Origin of the sequence: Microbacterium sp. LWH12-1.2, from assembly GCF_040675825.1 — a bacterium.
Lineage (GTDB): Bacteria > Actinomycetota > Actinomycetes > Actinomycetales > Microbacteriaceae > Microbacterium.
Genome location: NZ_JBEGIJ010000001.1, coordinates 2,764,692 through 2,790,218, shown reverse-complemented (window position 1 = coordinate 2,790,218; position 25,527 = coordinate 2,764,692). Strand labels below are relative to the sequence as shown.

Here is a 25,527-nt window from a genome sequence, read left to right as displayed (position 1 = left end):
GGGGTGGCGCGATGGCGATCATCGATAACGCGATCTACGTCAACGGCATCCGCACGGAGAATCCGCAGAGCCTGAGTGAGACGTTCGAGCGGATGCGCGAACGCGGCGGCATGAGCTGGATCGGCCTGTACCGCCCGAGCGCGCAGGAGATCCGCGAGGTCGCCGATGAATTCGGCATCCACCAGCTGGTCGTGGAGGATGCGCTGGCCGGCCATCAGCGGGCGAAGCTGGAGCGCTACGGCGAAGTGCTCTTCATGGTGCTCCGCCCCGCCCGCTACCTCGATGCCGTCGAGGAGGTGGAGTTCGGCGAGGTGCATGTGCTCGTCGGACCCGACTTCGTCGTCACCATCCGGCATGCGGAGTCGCCCGACCTCGGGCGGGTGCGCCAGCGGTTGGAGGGCGACCCTGAGCTTCTCGCCCGAGGACCGGAGGCGGTGCTCTATGCGATCCTGGATGAGGTCGTCGACGAGTACTCGCCGGTGCTCGCCGGACTCGAGAACGATATCGACGAGATCGAGAGCCAACTTTTCGAGGATGACGTCGACGCCACGCAGCGCATCTATGAGCTGGGCCGCGAAGTGATCGACTTCCAGCGTGCGACGCAGCCTTTGTCCGGGATGCTCGATGCGCTGCTGCGCGGATCCGCGAAATACCAGGTCGACGTGGAACTGCAGCGCTACCTGCGGGACGTGCTCGACCACACCTTGCGGGTCACCGACCGCGCCACGACCTTCCGCACGGTGCTGGACAACGCGCTCACCGTCGAATCGACGATCGTGGCGCGCCGGCAGAACGAGGAGATGCGACGGATGACGGAGCTGAGCATCCGTCAGAACGACGAGGTCAAGAAGATCTCGGGCTGGGCGGCGATCCTGTTCGCGCCGACCCTGATCGGCGGCATCTACGGCATGAACTTCGACGTCATGCCCGAGCTGCACTGGGCGTGGGGGTATCCGATGGCCATCGGCCTCATGCTCGCCATGGGGATCGGACTGTACGCGGTGTTCAAGCGCAAGGGCTGGCTGTAGAGCTTTCGTGTCAGAAGAGCGGCGCCGGGAGTGCGCCCTCGAGTTCGAGCAGGGCGCGCTTCGTCTCGAGGCCGGCGCCGGTGTCGCCGCCTGAGTACCCGCCCAGGCCGTCGCTTGCCAGCACTCGGTGGCACGGAACGATGATCGGGATCGGGTTCGCGCCCATGATCGCGCCGATGCCGCGGGCCGGCACGCCGGTGCTGCTCAGCGCCGCGAGCTCGCCGTACGTGACTGCTTCGCCGTAGTCGACGCCCTCGAACAGCGTCGTCAGCACCGCGTGCGTCGTGGCGGACTGCTCTCCGAGATCGACCGGCACCGTGAAGTGCTGCAGTTCGCCGGCGAAGTAGGCCGTCAGCTGCCGCAGTGCCTCAACCAGCAACGGGTCGGGTTCATCGGAGGCGTCGTTGGGCCGCGTCGGCCGCCAGCTGACGCGGGTGATCGCCGCGCCGTCGGACACCACGCCGATCGTGCCGACCGGCGTCTGCAGCGTGCCGAAGTATCGCATGTGCTGAGCCTACGGTCCGTCTCCGACATCCGCGGAGCTGCCGCTCGTCCGCGCGGCGCACCAGCAGCCCCGCGAACTTGCCGATATATTGTCGACGCGTCGGAGGCGGGTGTGCCGGCCGAGGCACGAGGGCGGCGGTGCGACCGTCCTCATCATCACCTGACAAGAAACGAGCATTCTCATGACCGGTACAGCACGAAAGGTGGTCGCGGAAGCGGTCGCCACGTTCCTCTTCGTCTTTAGCATCATCGGGGCGATCAACAGCGGAAGCCCTCTGACGACCCTCGCGATCGGTCTCGCGCTCGCGGTACTCATCTACTCGGTCGGTCACATCTCGGGTGCGCATCTGAACCCGGCCGTCTCGTTCGGCGTCTTCCTGCGCGGCGGCATGAGCGTGGTCGACCTGATCGCGTACGTCATCGCACAGTTCGTCGCTGGCGCGCTCGCGGCCCTGGTCAGCAGCGTCGTGTGGCCGGCAGGCGAGAAGGCGATGGTCATCGAGGTCGGGCCGGCGTTCCTGGTCGAGGCGCTGTTCACTTTCGTGCTCGTCTGGGTGGTGCTGAACGTCGCGACCACCAAGGCGAACGACGGAAACTCCTTCTACGGGCTCGCCATCGGCGGCACGGTCTTCGTCGGCGCGACCACGGTCGGAGCCATCTCGGGCGGCGGCTTCAACCCCGCGGTCGCTCTCGGTCTGTCCGTCAGCGGACACTTCGCGTGGAGCTCGCTGTGGCTGTACATCGTCGCGCCGCTCGTCGGTGCTGCGTTGGCTGCGCTGCTCTTCCGCGTGATCAACGCCGACGACGCGAAGAAGATCGCCGGCGAGTAAGACCTGCAACGAAGAACGCCGCGTGCTCTCACGAGTACGCGGCGTTCTTCGTTGCGGCGCTGTCGCGGTCTCAGGACCGTCGCTCGTCAGGCGGCCTCGCCCGTCCCCTCGGTGACGATGACGATCTTGCCGGTGGCGTGGCCGGCGATCGAGCGGACGTAGGCGTCGCGCACTCGCTCGAGCGGGTGCACGGAGTCGATCGGCAGGTCGAGGTTGCCGTCGGCCAGCATCTGCCCCACGATCGCGAGTTCAGCCGCTCCTGCCGCTGCGCCGCCGACTCCGCCGACGGGATGCCGATGTCTGGCGTCGTAGTCGGCGACCGTGTTGATCCGCTCCGGGCTCACACCGAGTCCGAGCGCGATGTCGACCGTGCCGTGGCCGACCGTGTCGAGGACGGTCGTGAACCCTTCGGGTGCGGCCGCTCGCAAAGCTGCGGGGAGGTCCGCGCCGTAGGCGACGGGGGCGATCCCCAACGAGCGGAGCCTGTCGTGATTGCCCGGACTCGCGGTGCCGATCACGCGCGCTCCACGGAGGACGCAGAGCTGAGCCGTGAGGATGCCGACGCCGCCGGCGGCTCCGCTGACAAGCACGGTGTCGCCCGCGCCGATGGACTGGGACTCCACGCTCGCGAAGGCGGTGCGCCCGACCACGTTCAACGCCCCGGCGATGATGAGCGACAGGTCGTCCGGAACGCGGACCAGCAACGAGGGATCGATCACGAGGTGGTCGGCCTGCGCGTGGAAGCGCAGCCCGCCGAACACGCGTTCCCCCACGCTCCAGTCAGTGACATCTGCGCCGATCCCGGCGATGGTTCCCGCGAAGTCGTAGCCGTTGCCCGAGGGCAGGCTGCGCTCGTAGGGATCGTGCATGGGCTTGCCGCTGAAAAGCTTCCAGTCGACGGGGTTCACCCCGGCAGCGGCGACGCGCACGAGAACCTCGTTCGGTGCCGGAACAGGTGTCGGGCGCCGCTCGATCTCCAGCACTTCGGGTCCGCCGAAGCGTTGGAAGACCACGCGTCGCGAGCTGTCGCTGAGGGGCATGGCTCCACCCTAGGATCCGCAGAGGTCATCGGGGCGGTTCGAACGTTTGCTGTGACGATAAATGTGGTAATTCTTATCGTCGACTTCCGGAACACTGACCGCACTTCTTTCTTAGGCTCGACCTAGATCCCGTTCCCGAAGTGAGGTTCGCCCGCTGTGTCTCTGACGAATCCCGTGCAGCCCATCGGCGTGGCCATCGAGACCCGCGACGCCTACTTCGTGTCCGACAGCACGGGTATCACTGCGGAAACCCTCGGCAACGCGCTGCTCGCGAACTTCCCGGGCGTGCGGTTCCGTCGGCACACCGTGCCGTTCGTCGACACGGTCGAAGGCGCGCAGAACGTCGTCGGCAGCATCCGCTCGAGCGATTCGGCTGGCGGCGTCCCGATCGTCTTCACCACCGTGAAGTCGGCGAAGATCCTCACGGAACTGGGCGAGTCCGGCGCGGTGATGATCGATCTCCTCGGCGGGCACCTGCGCGAGCTCGAAACGAGCCTGGGCAGCGCAGCATCCGAGCAACTGGGGCAGTACCACGGCGTGGGCGACATCGAACGCTACTTCGCCAGGATGCGCGCCGTCGAGTACGCGATCGAGCACGACGACGGGCAGAGCATGCGTGCCCTCGACATCGCCGACGTGATCATCATCGCGCCGTCCCGCTGCGGCAAGACCCCGACGACCATGTATCTGGCCCTGCAGTACGGGCTCCTCGTCGCGAACTACCCGCTCACCGACGACGACTTCCCCGCCGATGCGCTGCCTCGTACCGTCGCGAAGTTCGCCGCCAAGTGCTTCGGTCTGACCACCACGCCGCTCCGGCTCAGTCAGGTACGTCACGAGCGACGCCCGGACAGCACCTACTCGAGCCTCGCCCAGTGCACGCTCGAGATCCGTCGCGCCGAAGATCTCTACCGCCGCAACCGCGTTCCGTTCCTCAACTCCTCGACGAAGTCGGTCGAGGAGATGTCCGCCGTGATCATGCAGTCCATGCGACTGCGCAGCTGACCAGCCCACGCAGCATCCACGTTTCATCCTCGACCCGCGCACAACGCACACCTCTCAGGAGTCCTCATGACCAACATCCTCTGGTTCACGCAGATCGGTATGGCCGACGTCGCCCAGGTCGGCGGCAAGAACGCCTCGCTGGGCGAGATGGTCTCCAACCTCTCGGGGGCGGGAGTGAGTGTGCCCGGCGGCTTCGCCACCACCGCAGACGCGTACCGCGAATTCCTCGCAGCGAACGGCCTGTACGACCGCATCCGCACAACCGTCGAGGCCCTCGATGTCGATGACGTCGCCGAGCTCGCTCGTGTGGGGGCGACCGTGCGCGAATGGATCGAGAACCAGCCGCTCCCGGCCGGATTCGAGACCGACATCCGCGAGGCGTACGCCACCCTGGTCGCCGCCGACCCGCAGCCGGAATCCGTCTCCTGGGCCGTCCGCTCCAGCGCGACAGCCGAGGATCTTCCCGACGCCTCGTTCGCCGGGCAGCAGGAGACGTTCCTGAACATCAGCGGAATCGACCACATCCTCGCCGCGATCCGCAGCGTCTTCGCCTCCCTCTACAACGACAGGGCGATCGCGTACCGGGTGCACCACGGGTTCGATCACCACGACGTCGCGCTGTCCGCCGGCATCCAGCGCATGGTGAGGTCGGATGTCGGTGCGTCCGGCGTCCTCTTCACGGTCGACACCGAGTCGGGTTTCGACCGGGCCGTGTTCATCACCAGCTCCTACGGTCTCGGTGAGGCCGTCGTGCAAGGCGCGGTGAACCCTGACGAGTTCTACGCCTACAAGCCGGCCCTGCGCGAGGGGCGCCCGGCGATCCTGAAGCGGTCGGTCGGCGAGAAGGCCGTGAAAATGGTCTACGCCGACGGCACCCACGCGGGCGCCAGCACGGTCTTCACCGATGTCGCGCCGGCCGAGCGTGCGCGCTTCAGCATCACGGATGCCGAGGTCGAAGAACTCGGGCGGCAGGCGTTGACCATCGAGGCGCACTACGGACGTCCGATGGACATCGAGTGGGGCAAGGACGGCGTCGACGGGAAGCTCTACATCCTGCAGGCACGCCCCGAGACGGTCGTCTCACGCACCGATGGCAACGTCACGCGCCGCTTCGTGCTCGAGGAGCCGGGTTCGGTGATCACCGTGGGGCGCGCGATCGGGCAGAAGATCGGCGCGGGTCCGGTACGGGTGATGACCTCGCTGGAGCAGATGGACGCGTTCCGGCCCGGCGACGTGCTCGTCGCCGACATGACCGACCCTGACTGGGAGCCGATCATGAAGCGCGCCTCGGCGATCGTCACGAACCGCGGCGGACGCACCTGCCACGCGGCGATCATCGCGCGCGAGCTCGGCATCCCTGCCGTCGTCGGCACCGGCGATGCCACCGCCGTACTGCGCGACGGACAGGATGTGACCGTCTCCTGCGCCGAGGGCGACAACGGCTTCGTCTACGAGGGCATCCTCGGGTTCGAAGAGGTCATCACCCGGCTCGACGAGATGCCGGAGAGCCCGACGAAGATCATGCTCAACGTCGGAACCCCCGATCAGGCGTTCGCGTTCTCGAAACTCCCGAACAAGGGCGTCGGCCTCGCGCGCCTGGAGTTCGTGATCAACCGCCAGATCGGCATCCACCCCCGTGCGCTGCTCGACCACGCGACCCTGCCCGCCGAGCTGCGTGCTGACATCTCCGAGCGGATCGCCGCGTACGACTCGCCGCGCGAGTACTTCGTCAAGCGCGTCGCCGAAGGCGTCTCGATGATCGCCGCGGCCTTCGCGCCGGAGCCGGTGATCGTCAGGCTCAGCGACTTCAAGTCCAACGAGTACGCGAATCTCATCGGCGGCGACATCTACGAGCCGCACGAGGAGAACCCGATGCTCGGGTACCGCGGCGCGTCCAGGTACATCTCCGCCGACTTCCGCGAGTGCTTCGACATGGAGTGCGAGGCGCTGCGGTTCGTACGCGAGGAGATGGGTCTCACCAACGTCGAGATCATGGTGCCGTTCGTACGCACGGTCGGCGAGGCGCACGCGGTCACCGAGCTGCTCGGCGAGAACGGGCTGCGCCGCGGCGAGAACGGCCTGCGCGTCATCATGATGTGCGAGCTGCCGTCGAACGCCGTGCTGGCCGACGAGTTCCTCGAGTACTTCGATGGCTTCTCGATCGGCTCCAACGACATGACCCAGCTCACTCTGGGCCTGGACCGGGACTCCGGTCTGGTCGCGGCGACCTTCGACGAGCGCGATCCCGCCGTGCTGAAGATGCTGTCGATGGCGATCGAGGCCTGCCGCCGTGCGGGCAAGTACGTCGGCATCTGCGGTCAGGGCCCGAGCGACCACCCCGACCTCGCCGAGTGGCTGGTCGGCCAGGGTATCGAGTCGATGTCGCTGAACCCCGACACCGTCGTGGAGACCTGGCTGCGGCTCGCGAAGCTCGGGGTGCCTGCGGCCTGAGCTGGCGTTCACAGAGCGCAAACGGCTCTATCCGAGGTGTGGATAGAGCCGTTTGCGCTCTGCGAACAGGAGGTGCGGCGTCAGCTGATCTTCTTGCGGTAGATCGCGATGGCGAAGGCGTAGGCGACCACGAGGATGCCGACGCACCAGGCGAGGGCGATCCAGAGCTCGTTGCCGACCGGCTGCTGGGCGAACAGCGCCCTGATCGAGTTCACGATCGAGGTCACCGGCTGGTTCTCGGCGAACCAGGCCACCGGTCCAGGCATCGTGTCGGTGGGCACGAACGCCGAACTGATGAACGGCAGGAAGATGAGCGGGTAGCTGAATGCGCTCGCGCCGTCGACCGTCTTCGCGGAGAGTCCGGCGATCACTGCGAGCCAGGTCAGGGCGAGGGTGAACAGGACCAGGATCCCGGTCACGCCGAGCCAGGCGCCGACGGATGCTCCGGTGCGGAACCCCATCAGCAGGGCAACGCCGATGACGATCGCAACCGACACCAGGTTCGACACGAGCGACGTGATCACGTGCGCCCAGAGGACGCTGGACCGGGCGATCGGCATCGACTGGAACCGCTCGAAGATGCCGCCCTGCATGTCGAGGAACAGCCGGTACGCGGTGTACGCGATGCCGGAGGCGATCGTGATCAACAGGATGCCGGGAAGCATGTAGTTGATGTACGACTCGTCGGATCCGGTGTTGATCGCGCCTCCGAGCACGTACACGAACAGGAGCATCAGGGCGATCGGGGTGACCGCCGTGGTGATGATCGTGTCAGGGCTGCGGAGGATGTGGCGCAGCGACCGGCCGGTAAGGACGCGGGTGTCGCTGAGGACGTGGGAGGTCATGTCATTTCCCTTCTACTGCTGCAGGCTCGCCGACGCCGGTCTCGCCGACGAGGGCCAGGAAGACATCCTCGAGGGAGGGCTGCTTCTCGACGTACTCGACCTTGGCGGACGGGAGGAGCTTCTTCAGCTCGGCGAGGGTTCCGTTCTGGATGATGGTGCCCTTGTGCAGGATCGCGATGCGGTCGGCGAGCTGTTCGGCCTCATCGAGGTACTGCGTGGTCAGCAGCACGGTGGTGCCGCCGTTCGCGAGCTCCTTGACGGTCTGCCACACCTCGATGCGCGCCTGCGGGTCGAGTCCGGTGGTGGGCTCGTCGAGGAAGATGATCGGCGGGTTGCCGATCAGGCTCATCGCGATGTCGAGACGGCGGCGCATGCCGCCGGAGTAGGTGCCGGCCTTGCGGCTGCCGGCATCCGTCAGCGAGAAGCGGGCGAGCATGTCATCGGCGATCGCACCCGGATTCTTCAGGTGCCGGAGTTTCGCGACCAGTACGAGGTTCTCCCGACCGCTGAGCACCTCGTCGACGGCCGCGAACTGTCCTGTGAGGCTGATCGACTGACGAACGTCGTTCGGAGCCGCAGCGACATCGAAGCCGTGGACGACGGCGGTGCCGGCATCCGCCTTCAGCAGGGTGGAGAGGATGCGGACGAGCGTGGTCTTACCGGCACCGTTCGACCCGAGGAGGGCGAAGATGCTGCCGCGCTTGACCTCGAAGTCGACGCCGCGCAGCACCTCCAGCTCCTTGAAGGCCTTCGTGATGCCCTGGACGCGGATGGCGGGTGTGGTGGTCATCGCTGCTCACCCCGCTTCGCGTCGCCGATGTCCTTGAGCAGACGGGCGCGCTCCTTGTCGATCCAGTGCTTGCCTCCGTAGGACTGCGCGAAGGTCTCGGCGAATTCGACGGGGTCGTCGCCCACGATGTCGCCGACCGGAGTGCCGTCGACCGCGGCGCGCTCCCAGAGGTCCGCCAGATCGGTGAACATCTTCATGAGCGTCTCGCCGTCGGTGATGCCGCCGAAGTACATGAAGTACCGGTGCATCGCCTTGGCTGCCGTGGCGTACGGCTCGGGGAGGCCGTCGATGCGGGCCTTGTCCTGCTTGTACTGCTTCTTCTGTTCGAGTGAGCCGGTGAGGGCTTCGATCCATTTCGCGGCCATGATTACTCTCCTTCGTCCTGCGAGTTGTCGTGTGTGCGTGCGATGTGCTGGTGGAGCTGTTCGATCCGTTCCGAGAGGAAGCGCCATGTCTTCCAGAACTCGTCGAGCTGTTCTCGCCCCTGTGTGTTGAGCGAGTAGACCTTTCGTGGGGGGCCCTTCTCGGACGGGACCTTCTCCACATCGACGAGACCGCGCTGCTCGATCCGTACGAGCAGGGCGTAGATCGTGCCCTCGGCGATCTCGGCGAATCCTTCGTCGCGAAGCCGTGCTGTGATCTCGTACCCGTATGCCGGGTGTTCGGACAGGGTCGCGAGGACGATGCCCTCCAGAGTGCCTTTCAGCATCTCCGTCATCTGGTTGCCCATTCGGATCACCTCCTTCTACTTAGTGTTGCTGGCTACTGGTAGACGGTAACACTAAGTACCGGTAGTTAGCAACACTGAATAGCAAAAAACTTCTGGAGGTCCCGGGCGTGCGGAAGTCGCGCCGCTACGGTGAGAGCATGCCCGCCGAAACATCCATCTCCGTGCCCGCACTCCGCGAGGGTGAGTTCATCCGCTTCGTCAGCACGCCGCAGGAGCAGTCCGGCGCGGCCAGCCGACACCTGCGCATCCTCATCGCTTCGATCGTGATCCTGGTGCTCGCCGGACTCGCGTTCCCGTTCTTCCCTGGCCAGCGTCCGCTCCTGATCGTGGTCGCGGTTCTGGCCGTCGTGAGCGCACTGCTCTTCACGCTTCTCTTCGTCGGCGCCCGCAAGGCCGCTGGCCTGACCGGCGACGACCTCATCGACCTGATCGTGGTGCCTCAGGGATTCATCACACAGGGCGGGTTCGTGATCCCGTGGCAAGAAGTGAGCAAGCTCGAGGTCGTCACCTTCGTACCGAAGTCGGTGCGCGGAAGCGTTCCTGCTCAGGCGGGAGCTTTCCTCGCTTCGCGGCTCGCTCAGCACGAGGGCGCGGACATCGCGGTGCGGATCCACCTGCATGACTGCAAGGCCGCCATCGCCCGTGCGACCAAGATGCAGAAGCTCGCCCTCATCGATGACATCGGCGGTAAGGCGGGCTATGCCCAGTGCGCGCTGGGATTGAAGCCGGCGGCAGAGATCAGCCCGCTGCTGCCGATACTGGAACGCGAAGCCGCGTCACACCGAGTTCCCCTGGAGTTCACGACGGTCTGATCTGATGATCTGACCCCGGGCTCGGGACGGATGGAGGCGGTCGTGGACGAAGAAGCACCGGTCGGGCACGTCGTGCACCTGGTTCGGGCATTCGACGAGACCGGGGCGCCGGCTCGTGCGGGATTCGGTACGCGGTTGCGTCCGGGAGCGCGAAGCGTGCTGTGGATGCTCATCACGCTGGCTGCCCTCGGGACGGTGTGGCTGGTGGTCGCGCTGTGGACGGATGGCCCGCCCTGGTGGTTCGGCGTGATCTTCACCCTGATGCCCGCATTCTTCGTCTTCGGGTGCGCGGTCGCGCTGGGGGAATCGGGGCGTCTCTCTCGTCGCGAAGGGCGGCTCGCCGAACGGTGGGCGCTGACGCGAGAGCGCGCGACCTCGACCGGAGGACGCGTCAGCGATCGTGAAGTGTCTCTCATGGAGCACGGCGGGGTGTCGGCCTTCACGTTGACTGTCGCAGGCGATGCCGGCTGGTCGATCCGCGCGCGCTGGCATCGCAGCAATCCGGACAATCGCGATGAGGCCCTGCTGCAGACGCAAATCCCCGCGATCGGTTCCCGAGTGCGGATCTGGAGCGTCGGGATGCCGGACGACGACGCTCCCGTCATCGTGCAGGCGCTCGACGCGAGCGTGGTGGCGTGATCTTGGAAATGCGACTGTAACGAACCGGACCTGGTCACGAAACGACGGTGCGCCACTCTGAGACTCACCCGACGCCTCCGTGCGTCCTCGGAGAGAGGCTCGACCGTCATGGATCAAGGCAATACCGCGTTCATTCTCATAGCTGCCGCACTCGTGCTGTTGATGACGCCAGGACTGGCGTTCTTCTACGGCGGCCTCGTGAAAGCCAAGAGTGTCATCAGCATGATGATGCTCAGCTTCGGTGCGCTGGGGCTCATCGGAGTTCTGTGGGTGCTGTACGGATACGCGATCGCGTTCCCCGGCGCCGAGGGCACCGTGGCGCCGTGGTCGATCGACGCGGCGGCAGTGGGGCTCAACAGCCTCCTCGAGACGCCGGAGGGCGCCGCCTACCCGCCGCTGGCGTTCGTCGCATTCCAGGCGACCTTCGCGATCATCACCGTCGCACTCATCTCGGGAGCGATCGCCGACCGCGCGAAGTTCGGCTCCTGGATGATCTTCGCCGCCATCTGGGCGACGATCGTGTACTTCCCGGTCGCGAGCTGGGTGTTCAACTTCGGTCTCGCAGACGACGGCAGCTTCGCGTACGGCGGCTGGATCACGCACGGACTCCAGGAGACCTTCGGGCTCGGCGCGATCGACTTCGCCGGTGGTACGGCCGTCCACATCAACGCCGGTGCCGCGGCTCTCGCTCTGGCGCTCGTGCTCGGCCGCCGCGTCGGCTTCCAAAAGGGCGCGCACGTGCCGCACAACCCGCCGTTCGTCCTGCTCGGTGCTGGTCTGCTCTGGTTCGGCTGGTTCGGTTTCAACGCCGGTTCCGAGCTCGCCGCCGACGGCACTGCGGCTCTGGCCTTCGTCAACACGATCGCCGCTCCCGCTGCGGCGCTCCTCGCCTGGCTCGTCGTCGAGAAGTTCAAAGACGGCAAGCCGACCTCGGTGGGTGCTGCGTCTGGAGCTGTCGCCGGACTCGTCGCGATCACACCCGCGTGCGCGTCGCTGCACCCGGTGTGGGCGATCCTCCTCGGCTTCATCGCCGGTGCCGCCTGCGCCCTCGCCGTCGAGCTGAAGTACAAGCTGGGCTTCGATGACTCGCTCGACGTCGTCGGCATCCACCTCATCGGCGGCCTCATCGGAACCCTGTACCTCGGCTTCTTCGCCAACGGCACCGGCCTGTTCATGGGCGGCGACGGAACCCAGCTGCTGGTCCAGGCGATCGCCGCATTCAGCGTGATGATCTACTCGTTCGTACTGGCCTTGGCCATCGGCTTCGCCATCCAGAAGACGATCGGATTCCGGGTGAAGAACGAAGACGAGGTCGCGGGAATCGACACCGTCGTGCACGGAGAAGAGGGCTACGTCCTCGACCCGATCCGCGCATAGCTCGCTCGCGGTGTCACTGTGCTGGACGCCGCCGCGCGTCCAGCACAGTGACACTCTGTATTTGACGAGGCATCGTGACACACGGATCCATTCGCGGCGGGAGTGACTTCGCGATGTCATCGGCGGGGGTTCAACGGTTCGCAGAGTCTCCACGGCACGCGCTCGCCGCCGGGGCAGGCGGTGTCCGCGACCTGTGGGTCGAGCGGGATGACGTTCGGGGCCTGCAATGGCAGCTGCAACTGGTCGAACTGCGAGGGCCGCACGGACTCATACAGTTGCCGGAGAACACGGACCAGCTCATCGTCGGAATCTCCGGCGCTCAGGTGAATGTTCAGGCCGACAACACAAGACCTGCTCCGCTCCGGCGCGACCAGGCTCTTCTCAGCCATGCCTCGTTCGTCGACTTCCATCGACCGGGCATTCGCGGCATCGGTCTCAGCCGGGTGCTGGTTCTCAGTTCCGCCGCCTCCTTGGCTGACGCGACGTTCGACGCCACCGCGGCCGACGGCGACTTCCGGGTGTCGCCGAGCACACTCGCTCTCGTCGTTCTGCGCGGCGGCGTCAAGGTCGGGTCGGTGGCTGCGGGCAGGGAGTCCGCGATCATCTTCGACTCGGCAGAGCCCCTGAGTGCAGTCGCCACGTCTGCGCAGGTGCTCAGGTTCGCGAGGCCCTCGTGAGATCGCTGGCCCGTGTCAGTCCGATCCCCCGTTGGTTTCAGCGAAGGTCGCGCCGCAGGGGAGCGGCGATGGCAACGATGATGGCGACGGCGGCGTAGGCCAGGAGCACGATGCCCCCGCCCAGGGGCGTGAGGCCTGCGGGCGGCGCCGCGGCCGGGAGCTCCGCCGAGAGGGCATCGCGGAGGAATGTGAAATCGGTGAGCGCGGCCGTCGCGCCGCCTGGGAGGAAGGGGTAGACCGTGTTCACTCCCGGGATGAGCATCAGCACGTACTCGAGCACGTAGAAGTACCCGAGAGTCACGCCGATCGCGATCAGCTGGTGGCGGGCGAGGGCGCCGATCGCGACGCCGATGATCATGTAGATCGCCGCCGCGAGAGCGAGTCGGACGAGGAGGGGGACGAGCTCGCTCCACGGCATTCCGAGCGTCTCGCCGTGGAGTGCGGCGCCACCGGCGACGGCCGCCGCCGCGGAAGCGGATGCGATCACGCCGTAGGCCAGGCCGAACAGCGCGTAGACCACCAGTTTGGCGAGCACGACGCCGACGCGGCGAGGCGCGAGGAGGAAGGTCGTGCCGACGGTGCGATGCCGATACTCGGAGGTGATCGCGACCGTGCCGATCAGGGCAGGAACGAACAGGAGGACGGAGGTGAGGCTGAGCAGCATCTCCACGCCCGCGCCCGTGTCGAGTCCTGGTAGCGGAGGGTTGGCGTTCTCGGGTCCGATGACGGCGATGAGTCCGGGCAGGAGCCCACCGCACAGGGCTGCGGTGAGCAGAGACCACCAGACGAGACGTGTGGCGAACAGCCGGCGGAACTCTCCGCGGACGAAGGGGATCATGACGTGTGCTCCAGCGTGGGGGCGACGGGTTCGAGGTTCTGAGTGGCGCGCAGGAAGGCTTCTTCGAGAGTTCCGCCCTCTGCGATGAATTCGGGGAGGGATCCCGCCCACGTGATGCGGCCGCTGTCGATGAGCGCGAGGTCGTCGATGCACTGCTCCAGCTCGGACAGCACATGACTCGAGAGCACGACGGTGCCTCCACGGGTGGCGAAATCACGGAGGAAGGATCGCAGCCAGGCGATTCCCGCGGGGTCGAGCCCGTTCGACGGTTCATCGAGGACCAGCACCTTCGGATCGCCGATCAGGGCGTTCGCGATTGCGAGTCGTTGCCGCATGCCCGTCGAGAAGCCGCGAATACGACGATCGAGGAACTCGGTGATGCCTGCTGTCTCCGCCACCTCTTCGATGCGACGATCGCGGACGCCGGCGAGGGCTGCGCTCACGCCGAGATGTGCTCTGGCCGTCATCGCGGGGTGCGCTCCGACGATGTCGAGGACGGCGCCGACCGTGCGCGCCGGCGCGGGCAGATCGCGGTAGCGGACCCCGCCGATGAGGGCGGCTCCGGCGTCCGGGCGGGTGAGTCCGAGCAGGATGCGCAGGGTTGTCGATTTGCCGGCGCCGTTCGGGCCGAGGAATCCGGTGACCCGACCGGGCTCGGCTGTGAAGGTGATGTCGTCCACCGCGGTGACCCCGGCGAACCTCTTCGAGATCCCGCGGACTTCGATCCGCACGGCTTTCGCCTCGACGGGGATAGTGGCCATGTTGCCTCCTCGGTTAGTCTTCAGATATGAGAACAATGCGAATGTTCTCATGATGAGAATAATGAAACGAGAGCAGATGCGCAAGACGACACCGATCGCCGACGTGATCATGCACCCCCTGCGGATGCGGATCATCCAGCACATCAGAACGCACGAAGTCACGACGACCGCGCTGCGCGAGGCTCTCCCCGATGTCGCGACGGCGACCCTCTACCGCCACGTCGCCGCGCTCGTCGACGCGGGCATCGTCGCGGTGGTCGGCGAAAGGAAGATCCGCGGCGCGGTCGAGCGGACGCTCGCGCTCGGTGAGCGGATGGCGCACGTGGACCGCGACGAGCTGCAGGCGATGGGCGCCGAGCAGTTGCGCCACGCTTTCCTCACCTACCTGGGGCGGGTGGCTGAGCGCTTCGACGCCTCGCTGGCATCAGGCGAGGCGCAGGCGCGAGATTATCTCGGCTTCGGGATGACTCAGCTCCACGTCACCACGGATGACCTCGCCGAGTTGCAGACGCGCCTCGGGGAACTGCTCGCGCCCTACGCCGATGCCGACAGGAAGGATGCTCGAGCCGTGACGCTCGCCACGATCCTGTTGCCCTGAGCGGAGCGATGCAGGGAGGATGCTTCGCGGAACTCTGCGACCGGGGCTCTTGCGGGAGCTTATGATCGTCGTCAATCGACAAGCGCGCCGGCGGAGAGGTTGATCACGGTTCCGGTCACCGAACTCGCTCGATCCGACGCTAGGAAGACCGCCATCTCCGCGACCTCCGCGAGAGTGGGGAGACGCTTCAGGAGGGTTCCCTGCGCGAGCGCGTCCGCGAGGAATCCCTGGACCGACGTCCCGCTCGCCTCGGCGAACTGGTAGAAGAGCTCACGAGTGTAGGAGCCCGCGGCCGGAGCATCGACGATCGCGTGCGGACGGATGTCCACGACCCGGATGTTGCTCGGCGCCAGCTCAGCTGCGAGCAGCCGCGAGAACGCCTCCTTGCCTGCTGCGCTGACGCCGTGCCCGAGGATTCCGGGCGCCGCGAGCTTGGCGCCCGGCTCGGAAAGCGTGAGGATGACGCCTGGGCGTTCACGACCCATGAACGGCGCGACAGCCTTGCTGGTGATGAACAGCGCCCGCAGGAAGCCGTCGATCGGCTCCATGAACGCTTCCACCGAGAGATCTGCCAAGACCGTGCCCTGATCGTGCGGGATGCTCACCGCATTCATGGCGATGTCGATGCCCCCTGCGGTCGATGCGACCTGCTCGGCATGCCGCTCGACCGCGCGCTGATCGTGCACGTCCAACTGCGCGGTCACAACCGTTCCGCCTTCGGCTGCGATGGCGCTCGCGAGGGCGTCGAGACGCGCCGGCGTCCGTCCGGCGATGAACACCCTCGCACCCTCTCGGGCGAACACCCGTGCGGTGGCGCCGCCGATGGCACCACCTCCGTAGATCACGGCGGTCCTGTCGGTGAGCAGTCGATCATTCATGTGCGTTCCTTCCTGCAGTGGTGTTCGAGTTCGTGGGCCGGTCGATCGTCACGTCGTACGATCCGTCTCGGCCACCTGCTGCTCGCGCGGTCAGCGCGAGCCCGATGAGGATGATTGCGAGCGCAACGACCTCCGTCGGCCGGGACTCGACGACCCTGGCCACACCCATGAGTGAGGCGCCGGCCACGAGCATCCATCCCGGCACCCGCTGCAGGCGCGGGCGAAGGACCAGGAGGATGCCGAAGACCGCGAGTCCTGTGAACAGCAGCGCGGGGCCGACGGTGTAGAAGATCAGATCCAGCGGCGCAGCACTCTGGATCCGATCGAACAGGCGATCGACAGCCTCGGCATCACCGTCACCGAGGCGGATGACGACGAAGTCGATGACGAACTGGCCGGCCAGCGCCAACGCGCCCGCCGCGGTCAGTGCGAGTGCTGTCCGGCCGGGCCAGGCCGAACGCCTGTCGGCACACAGACCGATCAGCGCGAGGCCGGTCAACAGCATCGCGAGACTGCCGGCGAGGAAGACCAGGTGGGACAGCGTCCAGAACCCCGGGAGGATCATGAGCACCACGCCGACGAGGAGCAGGGCGGGCCCGGTGACCAGGGCAGCCGCCCGTGTCGCACGGGACGGTTCCTGGCGAGGCGATGATGACGTTGTGGACAGGTGATTCGATGACATGACGACTCCTCCGCTGGATGGGACACCGCCCACAGTGCTCGTTCCGAGGGGAGAGCGGATCGCCGGTGCGACCGATCTCCTCCCTCCCTCGCACGAGTGAGGACGGCAGGTCGCCACGGGAGTAGCGTCGGTCGCAGGCGCGATCCGAGGAGGAGTCGATGTCCGACGGTTCAGCGATACGACGTGCGTTGCACGGGTGGTCTGCGCGCCTGCGTACGCTTCCCCCCGCCGGTGTCGACGCGGCGCTCACGGTGCTGGCTCTGGCCGGGCAGGTCACGCCGTTCCTGGCCACTACCCGCAGCGACGGCCGCCCGTGGACCGCCGCTGAGTTCCTCCCGGTCCTGCTCGTCTCGCTTCCTGTCCTCGGTCGACGCTACGCACCGATCGTGTGTCTGCTGATCTCCGCGGCGGGGATCGGCGTCTACGCCGTCGTCGGAAGCGAGGGGCCGGAGCAGCCGATCTGGTACGGCGCGCTCACGCTGATGTATGCGGTGGCGGATCGGGCGCCGCAGCGCCAGCGACGGATCACCCTCATCCTGGCGGCGGTCGGCATCACGGTCATCGGCGGCGTGTTCGGATCGCTGGCGGTCGGGATCCGGGAGGCGATCCTGTGGGGAGCCGCCTACGCGCTGGGCCGAAGCGCGGAGCTGCACCGGGAGAACACGACGATGCTCGAGGAACGGGCGGCGCGGGTGGCGCGCGAGCGTGCGGTGGAGACGGAGCGCGCGGCCGAGCGGGAGCGCGCCAGGATCGCCAGGGATATGCACGACATCCTCGCCCACGCAGTCAGCCTGATGGTCGTGCAGGCGGAAGCCGGCGCGGCGGCCGGGGCCGCTGTCGCCGGGCGCACCGAAGCCATCTTCGACGCGATCGCAGAGGCAGGCCGCGACGCGATGACGCAGTTGCGAAGAACACTGGGACTGCTCGCCGAGCCGGACCTCGCCCGCGCGCCGCAACCGACCCTCGCCCGGCTCCCCGACCTCGTCGCCGGCGTCGGCCTGCACGGGACCCTCCAGTCGAGCGGCACCCCACGTGCCCTGCCGCCCGACGTCGAGGTGGCGGTGTACCGAATCGTCCAGGAGGCGCTCACCAACGTGATCAAGCACGCCGACGCCGAGAGCGTCGTGGTCGGGCTGCGATGGGAGGATGCCGAGCTCAGGATCTCGGTCGTCGATGATGGCGCCCATGCCGCCGTGCCTGGAGAGGACATCGGCAGCGGGGCTGGACTGATCGGCATCCGGGAACGAGCGGCGGCGTGCGGCGGATCGGCGCGGTTCGGTCCGCGAGTGGGTGCGAACGGGTTCGAGGTCGTAGCCAGGATTCCCACCCCATGAGCATCCGGGTGGTCGTAGCCGATGATCAGGAGCTGGTCAGGACGGGCTTCGTCATGATCCTCGACGCCCAGCCGGACATCGACGTCGTCGGAGAAGCGAGCGACGGGTTGCAGGCGATCGCGGCCGCCCACGTGCACCGGCCCGATGTGATGCTGATGGACATCCGGATGCCGCAGCTCGACGGCATCGCGGCGACGAAGGCCATCTGCGCCGCCACGCCGACCCGGGTCATCATGCTGACCACCTTCGACCAGGACGACTACGTCTTCGACGCCCTCCGCTCCGGAGCCAGCGGCTACCTGCTCAAGGATCTGCGCCGCGACGACCTCGTGCATGCCGTACGAGTGGTCGCCGCCGGTGACGCGCTGATCGCGCCCTCGGTGACCAGGCGCCTCATCGAAGCGGTGGTGCAGGGGCGGACTCTTCCCGATATCCCCGTGCGGTACCGAGACGTGCTGACCGCGCGAGAGCTGGAGATCCTCGTCCTGCTCGGCCGCGCCCTCTCGAACGCGGAGATGGCCGCAGAGCTCGTGGTGAGCGAGCACACTGTCAAGACGCACGTGAGCAACGTGCTGACCAAGCTCCATCTGCGCGATCGGGCCCAGGCGGCCATCAGCGCGTACGAGATGGGACTGATCGTTCCCGGCTCCGCCGGTGATGCGCCGTCGGCCGGGGCCTTCGACCGGCCCAGCTGACGGTCGCTGCGACAGGAAACATCTCGTGGAGGGACTGACGGGAATCGAACCCGCGCTATCTGCTTGGGAAGCAGAAGTTCTGCCATTGAACTACAGTCCCGGACCCGGTCCCGAGGGATCAGGTGAAGGCAAGCCTACCTGCCGCGTCGCGGATGGCAAAAGCGCCGGGCGCCATCTGCCCGTAGGCTGGGGCCGTGCTTCTCAGCGACCGCGACATCAGGGCAGAACTCGCATCAGGCCGCATCGGCCTGGACCCGCACGAGCCGGAGATGATCCAGCCGTCGAGCATCGACGTGCGCCTGGACCGCTACTTCCGCCTGTTCGACAACCACAAGTACCCGTTCATCGATCCTTCCGAGGATCAGCCCGAACTCACGCGGCTGATCGAGGTCGATCCGGACGAGCCGTTCATCCTGCACCCGGGGGAGTTCGCGCTCGGCGCGACATTCGAGCAGGTGACGCTGTCGGATGACATCGCCGCGCGCCTCGAGGGCAAGTCGTCACTCGGCCGTCTCGGCCTCATCACGCACTCCACGGCCGGATTCATCGACCCGGGCTTCACGGGGCATGTCACGCTCGAACTGGCGAACGTCGCGACGCTGCCGATCAAGCTGTGGCCAGGGATGAAGATCGGTCAGCTCTGCTTCTTCCGCCTCACGTCGCCGTCTGAGAACCCCTACGGTTCCGGCCCCTACGGCAACCGCTACCAGGGGCAGCGCGGGCCGACGGCATCCCGCTCCTTCCAGAATTTCCACCGCACCGACGTCGGCACCACCGATGTCGGCTCCCTCGGAGGCTGACATGAGCGGCGACAGTACGGATGCTCCGCAGGACTCGAATCCGGATGCTGCCGCCGCACCTCCGATGCCGGTGGGCGAGCCGGCTCTGACGGCCGCGAACCCGCCCGTGGTCGAGCCGGACCTCGCCGACCCGAATTCGGTCGTGCCCGACTTCGAGGTGCCGGCTCCGCCGACGTTCGGCAGCGCAACGTCTGCTCCGGGCGCGGAGACGGTCGTCCCGGATCCGATCATCCCGGAGCCGGTGCTCCCCGCATCGGCTCTGCCGGAGCGAGTCGTATCGCCCGCACCCGCGGCACCGCCGGCCCCGCCCGCTCCTGCGCCAGTGACCCGCGAGGCCATCGCAGACTCCCCGGGTGAAGCCGTCTCGAGCGGCTACACCGACGCGAATCCGTACCTCGAGCCGGGGACGGCGGCCCCCAACAGCTACCGCGGCTGGACGATCGGCATCTTCACGGGGCTCGTCGTGCTGCTCATCGGCGCGATCATCGCGCTCGTCTATCTCTTCAACAACGCTCCCTGGGAGTTCGCGGCCCAGGAGCCCTCGGTGATCGAATCGTCGACGGCGGAGCCGAGCGCTGCACGCCCCGTCGAGACCACGGCTGCCGAACCCGTACCCGTCGCGCAGCCGGTTTCAGACCGGTGCGGCGAGCTCTGCGTCGAGGTCTCGTCCGTGGTCGGTGAGAGCGTGACCGGTGCCGATGGAGCGGTCACCTGGCAGCTCTCCGACGCATGGGAGACCGCCGACGTCGCCGTGGTCCCGGCCTCGGAGACAGCTGGAGCGAAGTACGAGTCGTCGGTCGGCACGATCAGCTTCACCGTCTGGGGTTTCGACAACGATGCGGGAGCCGATGCGGCGTACGCGACGCTCGCCGGCGAGCGCGGCGAACCCGACGTCACCGACGAAGTCTTCGAGGGCAAGGGAATCCGGAACGACTATCTCGGGGCCGGGTCATTGAGCATTCTGTGGTCCGTCACTGGTGACGAGTCGCAGCCCTGGGTGCTGTTCGTCGAAGGTCCCGACGATGAGGCCGTCCGGCAGTTCTACTATTCGCTGCCGATCTGAGCAGGGCACGGGGCATGTGGAGCCTGCGGCCGAGTGCAGCTGCGGATGCCGGGTGGATCGCTGAGCTCCGTGCCGTCGTCCTCCTGGACGACCTGCAGAGGCTGGGGCGCTACGACGCGGCCCGGGTCCGGCAGCGGTTCATCGACGCTTTCATTCCTGCGCGGACGCGCGTGATCGTCGTGGACGGCACGGACGCCGGCTCGATCTCGATGCGCCCCGACGGCGACAGCGTCTGGCTGGAGCACTTCTACCTCCGACCCGAACTGCAGGGGCGCGGGATCGGGGCTGCGATTCTCGCGGCCGTGCTGGCGGAGAACGCCGGGCAGTGCGTTCGCCTCAATGTTCTCGCCGGGAGTCCGGCGCGTCGGCTCTACGAACGGCACGGTTTCGTCGTCGACGCGGAAGACCCCGTCGATGTCTTCATGAGCGCGGTCGCACCGGCATCTGTCGGCGAAAACACCAGGGGGACGGATGCCGCAGCATCCGTCCCCCTGGATTCGTGAGTGCCCGTCAGGCGTCGCGCCCGCGGGTGAAGCCGGCGTCGAAGCCTCGCTCGTAGGCACCCTGCGCGACGTGCGCGAACGGGGGCCGACCGTGGCGGCGACGGTCGCCGTGGCCGTGGCCGTGGCCGTGGTCGCCCTCGGAGGCCTGGTCGCAGTGGCCGTGGCCGTGGGGTCCGAATCCGTGACGGTCGAAGCCGTGCGGGCCGAAGCCGTGCCGTCCGAAACCGCGAGGACCGAATCCGAACCGGCGGCCGCGACCGCGAGGAATCTCCGTCTCCTCGTCCCAGCCGAAAGCCTTGGCGATCTTCTCGAGCGAGGCGAGGGTGATCGCCAAGTCCTCGGGGGAGACAGCATTCGAGACGCGAGCGCGGATCTCGTCGACGGTCACGCCGAGGCGCTCCTTGGCCGCGCGGCCGTCATCGGTGAGTGTCCAGCCATCGCCATCGGCGACGACCCACTCGCGCTCCACGAGTCGGTGCAGCTTGTGCTCGTTCACGGGGCGCCGCGACGGAACCGTGCCGTCGATGATGTTCAGCATCCGCCAGTCGCGCCGGGTGATGCCCTCGGACTCGAAAGCAGTGACGAACTCGGCGGCCATGAGCCGGTCAGCGGCCTTCAGCCAGTAGCCGAAGGGACGGGACGTGTTGTCGGGGTTGCGTGTGTCAGTGGTGTTCATGGGTGAAATCCTTTGATCTCGATAGTGAATGTCAATGTGCATGTGGTTGTCACCATGCATGTATATGTAGTGTGACATGCGATGTGAATGCATGTCAAGTCGCATGTAAAGTCAGAGGGTGAGTTCCGAAGAGATCGACCCCGCTGAAGCAATCGCCCAGGCGTTGTCTCGTCTGCGCGGCCGCCGCCCGCCGGGGCGCGGCCACGGTGGTCCGCACGGCTGGCATGGCGGCCCGCACGGGCATGACGGTCCGCACGGCGAGAAGTTCGGCCGGCATGGGCACCCGGGGATGCCGCCGTGGATGGCCGAGGGGCCGGGACGACTCGGCGCGCCTGCGCGGCTGCGGATGCTGGAGGCGCTCGCCGCAGCATCCGCCCCGCTCAGCGTCAGCGCGCTGGGAGAGGCGATCGGCGTCGATCAGCCGCGTGCCTCACGCCTCGTGCAGCAGGGCGTCGAACTCGGCTACGTGCGTCGCGAGGCCGACCCCGACGACGCCCGTCGAACGCGCATCGCGCTCACCGATGAGGGGCGCAAGCTCGCCAGAGGGATGCGGGGAGAACGGCGCGAACTGCTCGGCCGCGCGCTCGCGGCGTTCACCGACGACGAGCAGCGCGACCTCGCCCGCCTTCTCGGCAAGCTCGCCGACAACTGGGAGAACTGAGACTCAGCGGGCCGCCTTGACCGGGAGCAGCAGGAGGAATCCGGCCAGGAGCACGATCACGATGCCGAGGATGCCGAACGAGGTCTGGTGGGTGAGGGCGATCAGCACCGTCCAGGCTCCCGACGCCATCCAGCTCGCGGCCCGTCCCGTCGTCGCGTAGAGGCCGAAGATCTCGCCCTCGCGTCCGGCCGGAGTCACTCGGGCGAGGAAGGAGCGAGACGCCGCCTGCGCGGGGCCGACGAAGGCGCACAGGATCAGGCCTCCGATCCAGAACACCGTGGTGCCGGCATCCACCAGGAAGAACACGGCGAGCCCGGCCACGACCATCGACGCGAGCGACACCAGGATGATGGGCTTCGGCCCGAACCGATCGTCGAACCGGCCGGCGATGATCGTCGAGACGCCGGCGATGAGGTTGGCGGCGATGCCGAAGATCACCAGCTGCTGGAACTCGAACCCGAACACGGTGCCGGCGATGACCGCGCCGAACGCGAACACGCCGCCCAGGCCGTCGCGGAAGACGGCGCTCGACAGCAGGAACCAGAAGGTCGGCCGCGTCTCGGGGTCGCGGTACAAGCCGACCACATCGCGCACGAGCAGCCGGTACGACGCGAAGAATCCCACCTTCCGGTCGGGGCGCCCGAGCGACGGCTCCGGCACATTCAGGAAGATCGGGATGCTGAACACGATCGCCCACACCGCGCAACCGACGGCGATGAGCCGGAACGGCAGGCCGTTGTCGGTCGACATCCCGAGCCAGTCGACGGCGTCGAGCACGACGACGATCACGAGCGCGACGATGCCGCCGAGGTAGCCGAAGCCCCAGCCGAGGCCCGAGATGCGTCCCACGGTCTTCGGATTGGCGATGCCGATCAGCATGGCGTTCGAGTTCACCGCTGCGATCTCACCGAACACCGATCCTGCCGAGATCAGGGCAACGCCCACCCAGAACAGGCTCGGCACGGGTTCGACGAACCACAGGCCGAACATGCACAGCACGAGGGCCCCGGTGCCGATGCCGAGCCAGAGCTTCTGCCGCCCGGCGGCATCCGCCCGCTGGCCGAGCACCGGAGCGACGAGCAGGATCGCGAAAGCGGCGATGGTCGACCCGAGCCCCAGGCCCGAGGTGAGTTCGGCGATCGCTGCTTCCTTCACCGGGTCGTTCTTGCCGAGCGCCGCGATATCGGCCGGCAGGAACGCATCGGTGACGAGGTAGAGCGCGGTGAAGATGAACGTGAGGATGACGGTGTTGAACGGCTGCGTCGCCCAGTCCCACAGAGCCCAGGAGTAGACCTGCTTCTTCGGCGCCGGTGTCTCGCCGCGCAGGTCCAGCCCGATCACGCCGACGGCTCCGCTGTTCGCGGGCGCCTGCGGCTTCGGGATCATCGCATCGTCGCTCATGATCGAAGTCTGGCGCTGCCCGGTGAACGGCCGGTGACGGCGCGCCGCGCGCAATCCGGCCGGCATCGGGCTCAAGTAGTGTCGACGCATGCCGAAGACGGATGCTGCGTCGCACACGGTCGTGCTGTTCGAAGGGGAGAGCGACCTGCTCGCCTTCGAGGCGCTCGGGCGCCGGTTCGACGCGGTGATCGATCCGAAGGCGGTCAGTCTCGTCAACATGGGCGGCATCACGAACCTGCGTCGCCGACTCGCCGAGATGCGCCCTGCCGCCGGTTCGGCAGGGGAGTCCGGTTCGACACGGGTGCTCGGTCTCTACGACACCGCTGAGCGGCGATACGTGGTCGGGGTCCTCGTCGACTCGGGGATCCTCGAGGAGGGTGGCGAGCCGGATGCCGCAGGCTTCTTCGGCTGTGAGCGTGACCTCGAGGAAGAGGTGATCGCGGCCGCAGGGTCGGACCTCGTGCTGGACACCCTCGCCGAGCGTGGCGAGCTCGCGCGATTTCGTGTCTTCCAGGATCAGCCGGCGCAGCGTGCCCGCACGATCCAGGCGCAGTTGCATCGCTTCGCCGGCACGGCCGCGGGGCGCAAGGCACGGTTCGCGGCCGACATCGTCGATGCGCTACCGATCGAGCGGATGCCGCCGCCCCTGGTCGCTCTGCTCGATGCGGTGCTGCAGCATCCGGAATCCGTCGAGAACGCGCGAACTGCTCTCAACCGACGGGAATGAGAGCAGTTCCTGCGTTCTCGGCGCCGGACGACCCCGTGAACGGGTCGCGGAGCGTGCTTCCCTTCGTTCCCGTCGCAGAACAGCCCGGTATGGCAGCCGAATACCGGGCTATTTCGCGACGGGAGCGGTAGGGAATGGGTGGATGCCGAGCCTCACGTGTACGAGGCCGCGAGCAGTTCGGCGAACAGCTCTTCGGCATCGCACTCCACGCGGCGGCGGGTGAACCAGTCGCAGACGTTCACGCAGTCGCGGTGCAACAGGTCGAGCCCCTGCGGATTCGCGATGATGTCGACGATCTGCGGCAGATCGATGACCCGCACCCGGCCCTCGTGCACGAGCAGGTTGTACGCGGACAGGTCGCCGTGTGCGAAGCCGGCAGCGGCGAAGATCCGCATGAGGTCGACGATCTGCGCGAAGAAGTCGGCGAGCTCGGCGCGGTCGCTTCGCACCTGCGCGAGGCGCGGAGCGGCGGTGCCGGTCGCATCGCCGAGGAACTCCATCAGCACCTCGGTGCCGCTGACCTGCACCGGATAAGGCACCGGGGCGCCCAGCTCCCACATCCGGCAGAGCGCCTCGAACTCGGCGAACGACCAGGCGCCGGCTGCGACCTCGCGGCCGTGACTCGACTTCTTGGCGAGCGCTCGGGTGTCGCGGGTGTTGCGAGTGCTCCGTCCCTCCGTGTAGACGGCCGAGCGGTGAAAGCTCGAATGGTCGCTGCTCCGGTACCGCTTCGCCGCCAGCAGGGTGCGTTGGGTGGGGTCATCCGGCACCGCACGCTCGAGCAGGAAGACATCCGCTTCCTTGCCCGTCTTGAGGATGCCGAGCTCGGTGTCGAGTGCGCCGGCCGACGTCACGACCCATGACGGGCGCGGCTCCGGTCCGCGCTCGGACGGGGTGACCGCCGGCCAGGTGGTCCAGCGTTGGCCCTCGCCGGGTTCGACGTCGGCGAAGGCGAGGGTGGTTTCGAAAGGGGATGCGTCGAAAGACGCGAATAGTTCTGACAAGGTGTGGCTCCAGGAGAAGGGCCACACCGCGGAACAGGAGCGGGCGGCCTCAGGGAAGGATGTCGGCGAGGGGCGCGACAAAGACGGTGTTCATGTCTTCGGCTCCTCTCGCTCTGGCCTTCCGGGCTCATCCCGGTGCGTCGTCGAGCCTAGGCCCTGACGAGGTCGGGTGTCCAGA

General features: G+C 67.3%; 29 protein-coding genes and 1 tRNA gene. 16 read left to right on the top strand and 14 right to left on the bottom strand.

Annotation, left to right across the window (positions count from 1 at the left end; all coding sequences use genetic code 11):
* The first annotated feature begins 11 nt into the window (after positions 1-11).
* Positions 12-1,028: a magnesium/cobalt transporter CorA gene (gene corA / locus MRBLWH12_RS13265; RefSeq protein WP_363549669.1), complete on the top strand. Its 1,017-nt coding sequence runs from the start codon at positions 12-14 to the stop codon at positions 1,026-1,028.
* A gap of 10 nt (positions 1,029-1,038) precedes the next feature.
* Here corA and MRBLWH12_RS13260 read toward each other — a convergent pair whose 3' ends face one another.
* On the bottom strand, positions 1,039-1,533 hold the full coding sequence (locus tag MRBLWH12_RS13260) for a methylated-DNA--[protein]-cysteine S-methyltransferase (protein ID WP_363549667.1): 495 nt from the start codon (positions 1,531-1,533) through the stop codon (positions 1,039-1,041).
* A 181-nt stretch (positions 1,534-1,714) separates the two neighbouring features.
* Between MRBLWH12_RS13260 and MRBLWH12_RS13255 the strand changes: the two genes are divergently transcribed.
* Entirely contained in the window at positions 1,715-2,362 is a 648-nt protein-coding gene (locus tag MRBLWH12_RS13255) for an MIP/aquaporin family protein (RefSeq protein WP_363549665.1), read from the top strand.
* Between the two features lie 86 nt (positions 2,363-2,448).
* Here the strand turns inward: MRBLWH12_RS13255 and MRBLWH12_RS13250 are convergent, their stop codons facing one another.
* A complete protein-coding gene (locus tag MRBLWH12_RS13250) occupies positions 2,449-3,402 on the bottom strand; it encodes an NADP-dependent oxidoreductase (RefSeq protein WP_363549663.1) in 954 nt (317 codons plus the stop codon).
* Positions 3,403-3,558: 156 nt separating this feature from the next.
* On the opposite strand from MRBLWH12_RS13250, the gene MRBLWH12_RS13245 reads away from it, so the two are divergent.
* Both MRBLWH12_RS13245 and ppsA read left to right on the top strand, forming a co-directional pair.
* The gene (locus MRBLWH12_RS13245) at positions 3,559-4,407 is read left to right on the top strand and encodes a pyruvate, water dikinase regulatory protein (protein WP_363549661.1); all 849 of its coding nucleotides are present in this window, start codon (positions 3,559-3,561) and stop codon (positions 4,405-4,407) included.
* Between the two features lie 66 nt (positions 4,408-4,473).
* Positions 4,474-6,858 (top strand): phosphoenolpyruvate synthase, encoded by a 2,385-nt coding sequence (ppsA, locus tag MRBLWH12_RS13240; protein WP_363549659.1) that lies wholly within the window; start codon positions 4,474-4,476, stop codon positions 6,856-6,858.
* A gap of 80 nt (positions 6,859-6,938) precedes the next feature.
* Here ppsA and MRBLWH12_RS13235 read toward each other — a convergent pair whose 3' ends face one another.
* The 4 genes from MRBLWH12_RS13235 to MRBLWH12_RS13220 are packed head-to-tail and all read right to left on the bottom strand — an operon-like array spanning position 6,939 to position 9,223.
* Positions 6,939-7,703, bottom strand: a complete 765-nt coding sequence (locus MRBLWH12_RS13235) for an ABC transporter permease (protein WP_363549657.1) — start codon at positions 7,701-7,703, stop codon at positions 6,939-6,941.
* Position 7,704: 1 nt separating this feature from the next.
* Entirely contained in the window at positions 7,705-8,493 is a 789-nt protein-coding gene (locus MRBLWH12_RS13230) for an ABC transporter ATP-binding protein (protein ID WP_341976920.1), read from the bottom strand.
* A complete protein-coding gene (locus MRBLWH12_RS13225) occupies positions 8,490-8,858 on the bottom strand; it encodes a DUF1048 domain-containing protein (protein ID WP_341976922.1) in 369 nt (122 codons plus the stop codon). The genes MRBLWH12_RS13230 and MRBLWH12_RS13225 overlap by 4 nt, the downstream gene beginning before the upstream one ends.
* A 2-nt stretch (positions 8,859-8,860) precedes the next feature.
* Positions 8,861-9,223, bottom strand: a complete 363-nt coding sequence (locus MRBLWH12_RS13220) for a PadR family transcriptional regulator (RefSeq protein ID WP_341976924.1) — start codon at positions 9,221-9,223, stop codon at positions 8,861-8,863.
* Between the two features lie 137 nt (positions 9,224-9,360).
* Here MRBLWH12_RS13220 and MRBLWH12_RS13215 point away from each other — a divergent pair, with 137 nt between their 5' ends.
* The 4 genes from MRBLWH12_RS13215 to MRBLWH12_RS13200 all read left to right on the top strand — a co-directional run bounded on the left by MRBLWH12_RS13215 (position 9,361) and on the right by MRBLWH12_RS13200 (position 12,728).
* Positions 9,361-10,035: a hypothetical protein gene (locus MRBLWH12_RS13215; RefSeq protein ID WP_363549653.1), complete on the top strand. Its 675-nt coding sequence runs from the start codon at positions 9,361-9,363 to the stop codon at positions 10,033-10,035.
* Positions 10,036-10,077: 42 nt separating this feature from the next.
* Positions 10,078-10,674, top strand: a complete 597-nt coding sequence (locus MRBLWH12_RS13210) for a hypothetical protein (RefSeq protein ID WP_363549651.1) — start codon at positions 10,078-10,080, stop codon at positions 10,672-10,674.
* A 108-nt stretch (positions 10,675-10,782) separates the two neighbouring features.
* The gene (locus tag MRBLWH12_RS13205; RefSeq protein ID WP_341976930.1) at positions 10,783-12,051 is read left to right on the top strand and encodes an ammonium transporter; all 1,269 of its coding nucleotides are present in this window, start codon (positions 10,783-10,785) and stop codon (positions 12,049-12,051) included.
* Positions 12,052-12,125: 74 nt separating this feature from the next.
* Positions 12,126-12,728, top strand: coding sequence for a hypothetical protein (locus MRBLWH12_RS13200; protein ID WP_363549648.1), 603 nt, complete (start codon positions 12,126-12,128; stop codon positions 12,726-12,728).
* A gap of 37 nt (positions 12,729-12,765) precedes the next feature.
* Here the strand turns inward: MRBLWH12_RS13200 and MRBLWH12_RS13195 are convergent, their stop codons facing one another.
* On the bottom strand, positions 12,766-13,566 hold the full coding sequence (locus tag MRBLWH12_RS13195; protein WP_363549645.1) for an ABC transporter permease: 801 nt from the start codon (positions 13,564-13,566) through the stop codon (positions 12,766-12,768).
* Complete coding sequence (locus MRBLWH12_RS13190; protein WP_363549643.1) at positions 13,563-14,327, bottom strand: ABC transporter ATP-binding protein; 765 nt, start codon at positions 14,325-14,327, stop codon at positions 13,563-13,565. Before MRBLWH12_RS13190 ends, MRBLWH12_RS13195 begins: the two co-directional genes overlap by 4 nt.
* Before the next feature lie 76 nt (positions 14,328-14,403).
* Between MRBLWH12_RS13190 and MRBLWH12_RS13185 the strand changes: the two genes are divergently transcribed.
* Positions 14,404-14,925, top strand: a complete 522-nt coding sequence (locus tag MRBLWH12_RS13185) for a helix-turn-helix domain-containing protein (protein WP_363549641.1) — start codon at positions 14,404-14,406, stop codon at positions 14,923-14,925.
* A 71-nt stretch (positions 14,926-14,996) separates the two neighbouring features.
* Here the strand turns inward: MRBLWH12_RS13185 and MRBLWH12_RS13180 are convergent, their stop codons facing one another.
* Positions 14,997-15,803 (bottom strand): SDR family NAD(P)-dependent oxidoreductase, encoded by an 807-nt coding sequence (locus MRBLWH12_RS13180; protein WP_363549639.1) that lies wholly within the window; start codon positions 15,801-15,803, stop codon positions 14,997-14,999.
* Entirely contained in the window at positions 15,796-16,485 is a 690-nt protein-coding gene (locus MRBLWH12_RS13175; protein ID WP_363549636.1) for a hypothetical protein, read from the bottom strand. The genes MRBLWH12_RS13180 and MRBLWH12_RS13175 overlap by 8 nt, the downstream gene beginning before the upstream one ends.
* A gap of 158 nt (positions 16,486-16,643) precedes the next feature.
* Between MRBLWH12_RS13175 and MRBLWH12_RS13170 the strand changes: the two genes are divergently transcribed.
* Together MRBLWH12_RS13170 and MRBLWH12_RS13165 are read left to right on the top strand one after the other, a co-directional pair.
* A complete protein-coding gene (locus MRBLWH12_RS13170) occupies positions 16,644-17,819 on the top strand; it encodes a sensor histidine kinase (protein ID WP_363549634.1) in 1,176 nt (391 codons plus the stop codon).
* Positions 17,816-18,514, top strand: a complete 699-nt coding sequence (locus tag MRBLWH12_RS13165) for a response regulator transcription factor (protein ID WP_363549631.1) — start codon at positions 17,816-17,818, stop codon at positions 18,512-18,514. The genes MRBLWH12_RS13170 and MRBLWH12_RS13165 overlap by 4 nt, the downstream gene beginning before the upstream one ends.
* Positions 18,515-18,540: 26 nt before the next feature.
* Here MRBLWH12_RS13165 and MRBLWH12_RS13160 read toward each other — a convergent pair.
* A tRNA-Gly gene (locus tag MRBLWH12_RS13160) sits at positions 18,541-18,614 on the bottom strand.
* A gap of 94 nt (positions 18,615-18,708) precedes the next feature.
* On the opposite strand from MRBLWH12_RS13160, the gene dcd reads away from it, so the two are divergent.
* The 3 genes from dcd to MRBLWH12_RS13145 are packed head-to-tail and all read left to right on the top strand — an operon-like array spanning position 18,709 to position 20,880.
* Complete coding sequence (gene dcd, locus MRBLWH12_RS13155; protein WP_341976954.1) at positions 18,709-19,314, top strand: dCTP deaminase; 606 nt, start codon at positions 18,709-18,711, stop codon at positions 19,312-19,314.
* 1 nt (position 19,315) lies between these two features.
* Positions 19,316-20,377: a hypothetical protein gene (locus tag MRBLWH12_RS13150; protein ID WP_363549628.1), complete on the top strand. Its 1,062-nt coding sequence runs from the start codon at positions 19,316-19,318 to the stop codon at positions 20,375-20,377.
* A 14-nt stretch (positions 20,378-20,391) separates the two neighbouring features.
* Positions 20,392-20,880 carry a GNAT family N-acetyltransferase gene (locus MRBLWH12_RS13145; protein ID WP_363549625.1) on the top strand — a complete coding sequence of 163 codons (489 nt, stop codon included), beginning with the start codon at positions 20,392-20,394 and terminating at the stop codon, positions 20,878-20,880.
* Between the two features lie 7 nt (positions 20,881-20,887).
* Here MRBLWH12_RS13145 and MRBLWH12_RS13140 read toward each other — a convergent pair whose 3' ends face one another.
* On the bottom strand, positions 20,888-21,556 hold the full coding sequence (locus MRBLWH12_RS13140) for a hypothetical protein (protein WP_363549622.1): 669 nt from the start codon (positions 21,554-21,556) through the stop codon (positions 20,888-20,890).
* A gap of 118 nt (positions 21,557-21,674) precedes the next feature.
* Here MRBLWH12_RS13140 and MRBLWH12_RS13135 point away from each other — a divergent pair, with 118 nt between their 5' ends.
* A complete protein-coding gene (locus MRBLWH12_RS13135; protein WP_363549620.1) occupies positions 21,675-22,217 on the top strand; it encodes a MarR family winged helix-turn-helix transcriptional regulator in 543 nt (180 codons plus the stop codon).
* A gap of 3 nt (positions 22,218-22,220) precedes the next feature.
* On the opposite strand, the gene MRBLWH12_RS13130 is transcribed toward MRBLWH12_RS13135, so the two are convergent.
* The gene (locus MRBLWH12_RS13130) at positions 22,221-23,618 is read right to left on the bottom strand and encodes an MFS transporter (RefSeq protein WP_363549617.1); all 1,398 of its coding nucleotides are present in this window, start codon (positions 23,616-23,618) and stop codon (positions 22,221-22,223) included.
* A gap of 88 nt (positions 23,619-23,706) precedes the next feature.
* Between MRBLWH12_RS13130 and MRBLWH12_RS13125 the strand changes: the two genes are divergently transcribed.
* Positions 23,707-24,345, top strand: coding sequence for a TOPRIM nucleotidyl transferase/hydrolase domain-containing protein (locus MRBLWH12_RS13125; protein WP_363549614.1), 639 nt, complete (start codon positions 23,707-23,709; stop codon positions 24,343-24,345).
* A gap of 152 nt (positions 24,346-24,497) precedes the next feature.
* Here MRBLWH12_RS13125 and MRBLWH12_RS13120 read toward each other — a convergent pair whose 3' ends face one another.
* Positions 24,498-25,349, bottom strand: a complete 852-nt coding sequence (locus MRBLWH12_RS13120) for a serine protein kinase RIO (protein WP_363549611.1) — start codon at positions 25,347-25,349, stop codon at positions 24,498-24,500.
* Between the last annotated feature and the right edge of the window lie 178 nt (positions 25,350-25,527).

What these genes read in the sequence shown, in the direction of transcription:
- MRBLWH12_RS13130 (WP_363549617.1), bottom strand. Translation starts at nt 23,618, where the DNA reads ATGAGCGACGATGCGATGATCCCGAAGCCGCAGGCGCCCGCGAACAGC.
- MRBLWH12_RS13185 (WP_363549641.1), top strand. Translation starts at nt 14,404, where the DNA reads ATGCGCAAGACGACACCGATCGCCGACGTGATCATGCACCCCCTGCGG.
- MRBLWH12_RS13140 (WP_363549622.1), bottom strand. Translation starts at nt 21,556, where the DNA reads ATGAACACCACTGACACACGCAACCCCGACAACACGTCCCGTCCCTTC.
- MRBLWH12_RS13225 (WP_341976922.1), bottom strand. Translation starts at nt 8,858, where the DNA reads ATGGCCGCGAAATGGATCGAAGCCCTCACCGGCTCACTCGAACAGAAG.
- MRBLWH12_RS13180 (WP_363549639.1), bottom strand. Translation starts at nt 15,803, where the DNA reads ATGAATGATCGACTGCTCACCGACAGGACCGCCGTGATCTACGGAGGT.
- MRBLWH12_RS13125 (WP_363549614.1), top strand. Translation starts at nt 23,707, where the DNA reads ATGCCGAAGACGGATGCTGCGTCGCACACGGTCGTGCTGTTCGAAGGG.
- MRBLWH12_RS13215 (WP_363549653.1), top strand. Translation starts at nt 9,361, where the DNA reads ATGCCCGCCGAAACATCCATCTCCGTGCCCGCACTCCGCGAGGGTGAG.
- MRBLWH12_RS13170 (WP_363549634.1), top strand. Translation starts at nt 16,644, where the DNA reads ATGTCCGACGGTTCAGCGATACGACGTGCGTTGCACGGGTGGTCTGCG.
- MRBLWH12_RS13230 (WP_341976920.1), bottom strand. Translation starts at nt 8,493, where the DNA reads ATGACCACCACACCCGCCATCCGCGTCCAGGGCATCACGAAGGCCTTC.
- MRBLWH12_RS13175 (WP_363549636.1), bottom strand. Translation starts at nt 16,485, where the DNA reads ATGTCATCGAATCACCTGTCCACAACGTCATCATCGCCTCGCCAGGAA.
- MRBLWH12_RS13150 (WP_363549628.1), top strand. Translation starts at nt 19,316, where the DNA reads ATGAGCGGCGACAGTACGGATGCTCCGCAGGACTCGAATCCGGATGCT.
- ppsA (WP_363549659.1), top strand. Translation starts at nt 4,474, where the DNA reads ATGACCAACATCCTCTGGTTCACGCAGATCGGTATGGCCGACGTCGCC.
- MRBLWH12_RS13165 (WP_363549631.1), top strand. Translation starts at nt 17,816, where the DNA reads ATGAGCATCCGGGTGGTCGTAGCCGATGATCAGGAGCTGGTCAGGACG.
- corA (WP_363549669.1), top strand. Translation starts at nt 12, where the DNA reads ATGGCGATCATCGATAACGCGATCTACGTCAACGGCATCCGCACGGAG.
- MRBLWH12_RS13235 (WP_363549657.1), bottom strand. Translation starts at nt 7,703, where the DNA reads ATGACCTCCCACGTCCTCAGCGACACCCGCGTCCTTACCGGCCGGTCG.
- MRBLWH12_RS13255 (WP_363549665.1), top strand. Translation starts at nt 1,715, where the DNA reads ATGACCGGTACAGCACGAAAGGTGGTCGCGGAAGCGGTCGCCACGTTC.
- MRBLWH12_RS13220 (WP_341976924.1), bottom strand. Translation starts at nt 9,223, where the DNA reads ATGGGCAACCAGATGACGGAGATGCTGAAAGGCACTCTGGAGGGCATC.
- MRBLWH12_RS13260 (WP_363549667.1), bottom strand. Translation starts at nt 1,533, where the DNA reads ATGCGATACTTCGGCACGCTGCAGACGCCGGTCGGCACGATCGGCGTG.
- MRBLWH12_RS13195 (WP_363549645.1), bottom strand. Translation starts at nt 13,566, where the DNA reads ATGATCCCCTTCGTCCGCGGAGAGTTCCGCCGGCTGTTCGCCACACGT.
- MRBLWH12_RS13190 (WP_363549643.1), bottom strand. Translation starts at nt 14,327, where the DNA reads ATGGCCACTATCCCCGTCGAGGCGAAAGCCGTGCGGATCGAAGTCCGC.
- MRBLWH12_RS13145 (WP_363549625.1), top strand. Translation starts at nt 20,392, where the DNA reads ATGTGGAGCCTGCGGCCGAGTGCAGCTGCGGATGCCGGGTGGATCGCT.
- MRBLWH12_RS13250 (WP_363549663.1), bottom strand. Translation starts at nt 3,402, where the DNA reads ATGCCCCTCAGCGACAGCTCGCGACGCGTGGTCTTCCAACGCTTCGGC.
- MRBLWH12_RS13205 (WP_341976930.1), top strand. Translation starts at nt 10,783, where the DNA reads ATGGATCAAGGCAATACCGCGTTCATTCTCATAGCTGCCGCACTCGTG.